The organism is Acidimicrobiales bacterium, assembly GCA_035316325.1.
Taxonomy (GTDB): Bacteria; Actinomycetota; Acidimicrobiia; order Acidimicrobiales; family VFJN01; genus DASXTK01.
The window spans coordinates 1-5,068 of record DATHJB010000167.1 but is presented as its reverse complement, the minus strand read 5'-3'; the positions used below and the strand labels follow the sequence as shown (position 1 = coordinate 5,068).

At 72.1% G+C, this 5,068-nt stretch carries 5 protein-coding genes; all 5 read left to right on the top strand.

Annotated features, from left to right (window positions below; all coding sequences use genetic code 11):
* Positions 1-974, top strand: a 974-nt coding sequence (locus VK611_21790) for a sirohydrochlorin chelatase (protein ID HMG43980.1), incomplete at its 5' end; no start/stop codon positions are given.
* A gap of 10 nt (positions 975-984) precedes the next feature.
* Positions 985-1,920, top strand: coding sequence for a cation diffusion facilitator family transporter (locus VK611_21785; protein HMG43979.1), 936 nt, complete (start codon positions 985-987; stop codon positions 1,918-1,920).
* A gap of 93 nt (positions 1,921-2,013) precedes the next feature.
* Positions 2,014-3,963 (top strand): acyltransferase family protein, encoded by a 1,950-nt coding sequence (locus VK611_21780; GenBank protein HMG43978.1) that lies wholly within the window; start codon positions 2,014-2,016, stop codon positions 3,961-3,963.
* A 91-nt stretch (positions 3,964-4,054) separates the two neighbouring features.
* Positions 4,055-4,585, top strand: coding sequence for a hypothetical protein (locus VK611_21775; GenBank protein ID HMG43977.1), 531 nt, complete (start codon positions 4,055-4,057; stop codon positions 4,583-4,585).
* Between the two features lie 269 nt (positions 4,586-4,854).
* Positions 4,855-5,068 (top strand): hypothetical protein (locus tag VK611_21770; protein ID HMG43976.1); only part of this gene is annotated, 214 nt, incomplete at its 3' end.

The window sequence follows — 5,068 nt, the reverse complement described above, 5'->3', positions numbered from 1 at the left end:
GTGCCGCTCGCATGGCACCTCTCGACGATCCGGGACCCGGCACAGGCACCGGGCAAGGCACCGAAGGCCTCCTGTTGGTGGGCCACGGCTCGCGCTCGCCCGAGAGCGTCGCCGAGATGAGCGCCCTCGCCCGGCAGGTGGCCGACGCCCTTCCCGAGGTCGCCGTGCGGCTCGGTTACCTGGAGATGAGCGAACCTCCGGCCGGCAACGTGGTCGACGAGCTGGTCGCGCTCGGGTGCCGGCGCATCGTCGTGCTGCCGCTGATGTTGCTGGCCGCCGGCCACGGCAAGAGCGACGTGCCGGCCGTGGTGGTCGAGGCCCGGCAGCGGCACCCGCACGTGGAGCTCGTGTTCGGCAGCCCGCTCGGCGTCGCCCGTGAGCTGGTCGCCCTGCTCGGCGACGCGGTCGACAAGTCCGGCGGGCGAGCCCTGCCGCTGCTGGTCATCGCCCGCGGCACGTCCGACCCCGACGCCAACGCCGAGGCGCACCGGGCGGCGCGGCTGGTCGCCGAGTGGACGGGCGCGCCCGCCGTGCAGGTGGCGTTCACCGGCGTCACCTGGCCGCTGGTGTCGGAGGGCCTCGAGATCATGGCCCGCCTCGGCCACCACCGCTTCGCCGTGGCCTTCTGGTTCCTGTGCAACGGCCGCCTGGTCGAGCGCGCCCGTCAGGACGTGGCCACGTTCGTCGCCTCCGGGCCTGCCGACCAGCCCCGCCACGTCGTCGACGCGGGGTACCTGGGGCCCGACCCCCGAGTCGTGCCCCTCGTCGCCGAGCGCTACCACGAGGCCCTGGCGGGAGCGGCACCCGTCTACACCTGCGACACCTGCGCCTACCGGGCGCCCTTCCCGGGTCTCGAGGACCGCGTCGGCCAGGCCGTCGGCGTCGGCCACTCCCACCTTGCCCTCGAACATCGCGAGCACGGGCACAGCCACAGCCACAGCCACAGCCACGGCAGCGACAGCCACCACGCCTAGGCTCAGATACATGGGCGCCAGCCACCCCGGCGGGCACGCACACACACATGGTCACGGGGCCGCGGCCGGTCGTGCCGGCGCGCGCCACAAGCCCCGCCTGCTCGCCGCGCTGGCGGTGCTGCTGGCGTTCACCGTGGTGGAGGTCGTCGGGGCGTTCGCCACCCGGTCGCTGGCTCTGCTGTCCGACGCCGGGCACATGTCCACCGACGTGCTCGGGCTCGGCATGGCGTTGGCCGCCATCCACCTGGCCGACCGGGCCGAGCAGCGGTCGCACCGCACGTTCGGCCTCTACCGGCTGGAGATCCTCGCCGCCCTCGCCAACGCCGTGCTGCTCTTCGGGCTGGCCATCTACGTCGTGGTCGAAGCCGTCCGCCGCTTCGCCGACCCGGCCGAGGTCACCAGCGGCACGATGCTCGTCGTCGCCGTGCTGGGCCTGCTCGCCAACCTCGTCGCCTTCTTCATCCTGCGGGAGGGCTCCAGCGAGAGCCTCAACGTCGAGGGCGCCTACCTGGAGGTGGTCGCCGACACGCTCGGCTCGGTGGGCGTGATCGCCGCCGCGCTGGCGATCCGGGCCACGGGCTGGGAGTGGATCGACCCGGCCGTCGGCGTCGCCGTGGGCGTGTTCATCCTGCCCCGCACCTGGCGGCTGGCCGGGCGGGCCGTGCGGGTCCTGGTGCAGGCGGCGCCGCCGGGCACCGACCTGGAGGGCCTCGGCGCCGAGCTCGAGGCGATCGACGGTGTGGTCGACGTCCACGACCTGCACGTGTGGACGCTCACGTCCGACATGGACGTCGCCTCCGCCCACCTCATGGTCAGCAACGGGACCGACGCCCACAGCGTCCTCGACCAGGCCCGGCTGCTCCTGCGGGAGCGCTACTCGATCGACCACGCCACCCTGCAGGTGGAACCCGACGACCACCGGGGCTGCGACGAACTGACCTGGTGACAGCCGGCGCTTGAGGGACAGGGTTCGGTGCAGGCTGGTCACGGTTCGTGAGAGGCTGAGTGGCCGTGGGATCGGCGCCTGGGGGACCGAACGATGACGTCATCCGTTGACGCCGAGGCACCGGCGCTCGACGCCCTCCTCGAACGCCCGCCGGCGCCGGAGCAGCGCGACGTCGGCCGGGTCGACATGGCACGTGAGCTGGGCTTGGACGGCCTCCGGGGACTGGCCGTCGCCGCCGTCGTGGCCTTCCACCTTGGACGCCTGCAGGGCGGGTTCCTCGGCGTCGACCTGTTCTTCGTCCTGTCCGGGTTCCTGATCACGTCGCTGTTGCTGCGCGAGGCGACGTCACACGGCTCCGTCGGCCTCGGAGCCTTCTGGGCGCGGCGGGCCCGTCGCCTCCTGCCGGCCCTGCTGCTGGCGCTGGTCGGGGTGTCGGTGCTGCTGCTCTGGTTGACGCCCGAGGCGGTCCGGGCGGGGTTCCGGGGCGAGATGCTGGCGACGCTGGGCTACGTCGCCAACTGGGAACGGGTCGTCGCCGATGCCAGCTACTGGGACATCTTCAACCAGCCCTCGCCGCTCGACCACATGTGGTCGCTGGCGATCGAGGAGCAGTTCTACGTCCTCTGGCCGCTGGTGCTCGTCGGCCTGTGCCGGGTGGCGGGGCGGGCTCGGCTGACCCGGGCGGTCGCGGCCGTCTCCGTGGTGGCCGGGGCGGTATCGCTGGTGTGGCTGGCGGCGTCGTACGACCCGCTCGACACCAACTGGGCCTACTTCTCCACCTTCACCCGGCTCGGACCGACGCTGCTGGGTGCAGCCCTGGCAGCGGTCACGATCACCGTGCCCCGGCGGCTCGGCCCGCCGGGCGCGGCCTGGGACGTCGCCGCCCTCGGGGCGTTGGCGGCGATGACATGGCTGGCCGTCGACCTCGGCGGGACCGGCGCCGGCTACTACCGGGGCGGGTTGGTGGTGTTCGCCGTCGCGGCCGTCGTGGCGGTGCGGGCCGTCACGGGCGGGCCGCCGGGCCTGGTGGCGCGGGCGCTGTCGGTCCCGCCGCTGCGGGCGCTGGGGCTCGTGAGCTACGGCGTCTACCTGTGGCACTGGCCGGTCATCGTGTACGCCACCGAGGACCGCACGGGCCTCGACGGGTGGGCGCTCGACCTGCTGTGCATCGCCCTCACCCTCACGCTGGCGACGCTGTCGTACGTGCTGGTGGAGCGGCCGGTGCGACGGGGGGTGGTGCGGGGGCGTCGGCTGCTGGTGGCCGGTGCGGTGGCCTCCGTGATCACGCTGGGAGCCGGCGTCGTGGCGACCCAGGGAACGCCGCTGGCCGACGGCCCGAGCGGCATCCCCAACGGTCCGCTGGCGGGGACCGACACCATCTTCCTGCACGTTCCCGCCTCGGTGCCGCCGGGCGCGACCCGGTTGCTGCTGGTCGGCGACAGCGGAGCGCAGTACCTGGGGCCGGAGCTCGTCGACGTGGCCGGCGAGTCCGGTGTCTCGGTGGCGTTCTCGTCGGAGGTCGACTGCACGCCGGTCAACCCCGAGGGAGTGACGTTGCAGCCGGACGGGTCGATCGTCCGGCGGGAGCCCTGCCACGACCACCGGCGCGCGCTGTGGACGAAGCTGGTGCGGGAGTTCGACCCCGACCTGGTGGTGTTCTACCTGGCGAACGCCGGTGGGATCGGGGAGGCGCGCCTCGACGGCGAGTGGGTCCTCGACTGCGACCCGCCCTACGACCGGTACATCGAGCGGGCGCTGACGTCGGAGATCGACCTGCTCGCCGCCGGGGGAGCGCCGGTCGTGCTGACGACCACGCCGTACATGGCCGTACTCGACGGCCGCAGCGGCCCGCGGACCGACTGCCGCAACGAGACGCTCCACGAGATCGCCGCGGCCCGTCCCGGGACGCAGGTGGTCGACCTCAACCGGTTCGTCACGTCGCAGACGGACACCGGCGTCGCTATGCGCGTCGACTCGACCCACCTGTCGCCCGAGGGCGGCCAACTCGTGTCGCAGTGGCTGCTGCCCCTGGTCCTGCCGTAGGGCTGAAAAGGCACGTAAAACCGGGACGTTCGGCGCTCATGGGCGTATACCGTGGTGCCATCAGCACGATGCGTGGCACCCAAGGTCACCCATGACCCGATCCAAGCAACCCCTCGCCGCCCTCCTCGCCGCCCTCCTCTTCGCCGTCACCGCGAGCTGCAGCACCAACGACAACAACAACGACGACGACGCTGCCGATCCCACGCCGTCCCCAGAGTCCGAGGTAGAGGCCGCCTACCTTGCCTACTGGGAGATGGGCGCCCGGCTGCTCGAGGCCCCAGACCCCGCCGATCCAGAGATCCCGCAACGAACCTCCGGCGAGGCCCTCACGAACCTCGTTAATGGGCTGACGACCCTCAAGGAGACGGATCAGCGATCAGAGCTCGGCCGGATGTATTCACACGACGTGATTGGTGTTCGTGTGGACGGCGCCAGTCGTGCCGAAGTGGACGACTGCGCCGTCGATGACTCGCGGGTCGTCAACGCCACGACGGGTGAGGTCGTTGCAGAGGGCCTGGTCACCGAGCTTCTCCGCGTCACGTTGATTCGTGACGACGAACGTTGGCTGGTCGACCACACCTCCCGTGTCGATGCGTGGGAAGGAGCAACCGATTGCGGTTAGCCCCGTCTAGTTCCGGCCGATGCCTTCGCCGCGTCGCAGTGGCGGTAGCGGTCGCCGCGTGGGTCGCCGCGTTCATGCCGGCCGATGCAGCCTTCGCTCAACAGCCCCCGTCCTCCACCTCGAACTCGATCATTCTTGGTACTGATTCGGACCGGCCGGGGGCGGGGGTCAGGGTGGAAGAGGAGGTTTCGTCGGGCGGGAGGGGTGGGGGGTCGAACGGGGGTGGGTCTCGGGGGAGGGAGTCGGGGTCAGGGAGTGGGAGTGCGCCGGTGGGGACGGGGCGGGCGGTCAACTGCGTGGTGTGGGACACGCCGTGGGCGTTGGCGTGGATGGGGAACCGGATGGAGGGGACGGCGCCGGTCGAGGACGTGGCGTCGCAGAACTTGCGGGTCGGCCAGCCGTACTACAAGGAGTGCCGCTACGCCGACAACGGTCAGGTCGCCTCCTACGACCGCTTCGTCTACCAGCCCAGCACCCCCGACG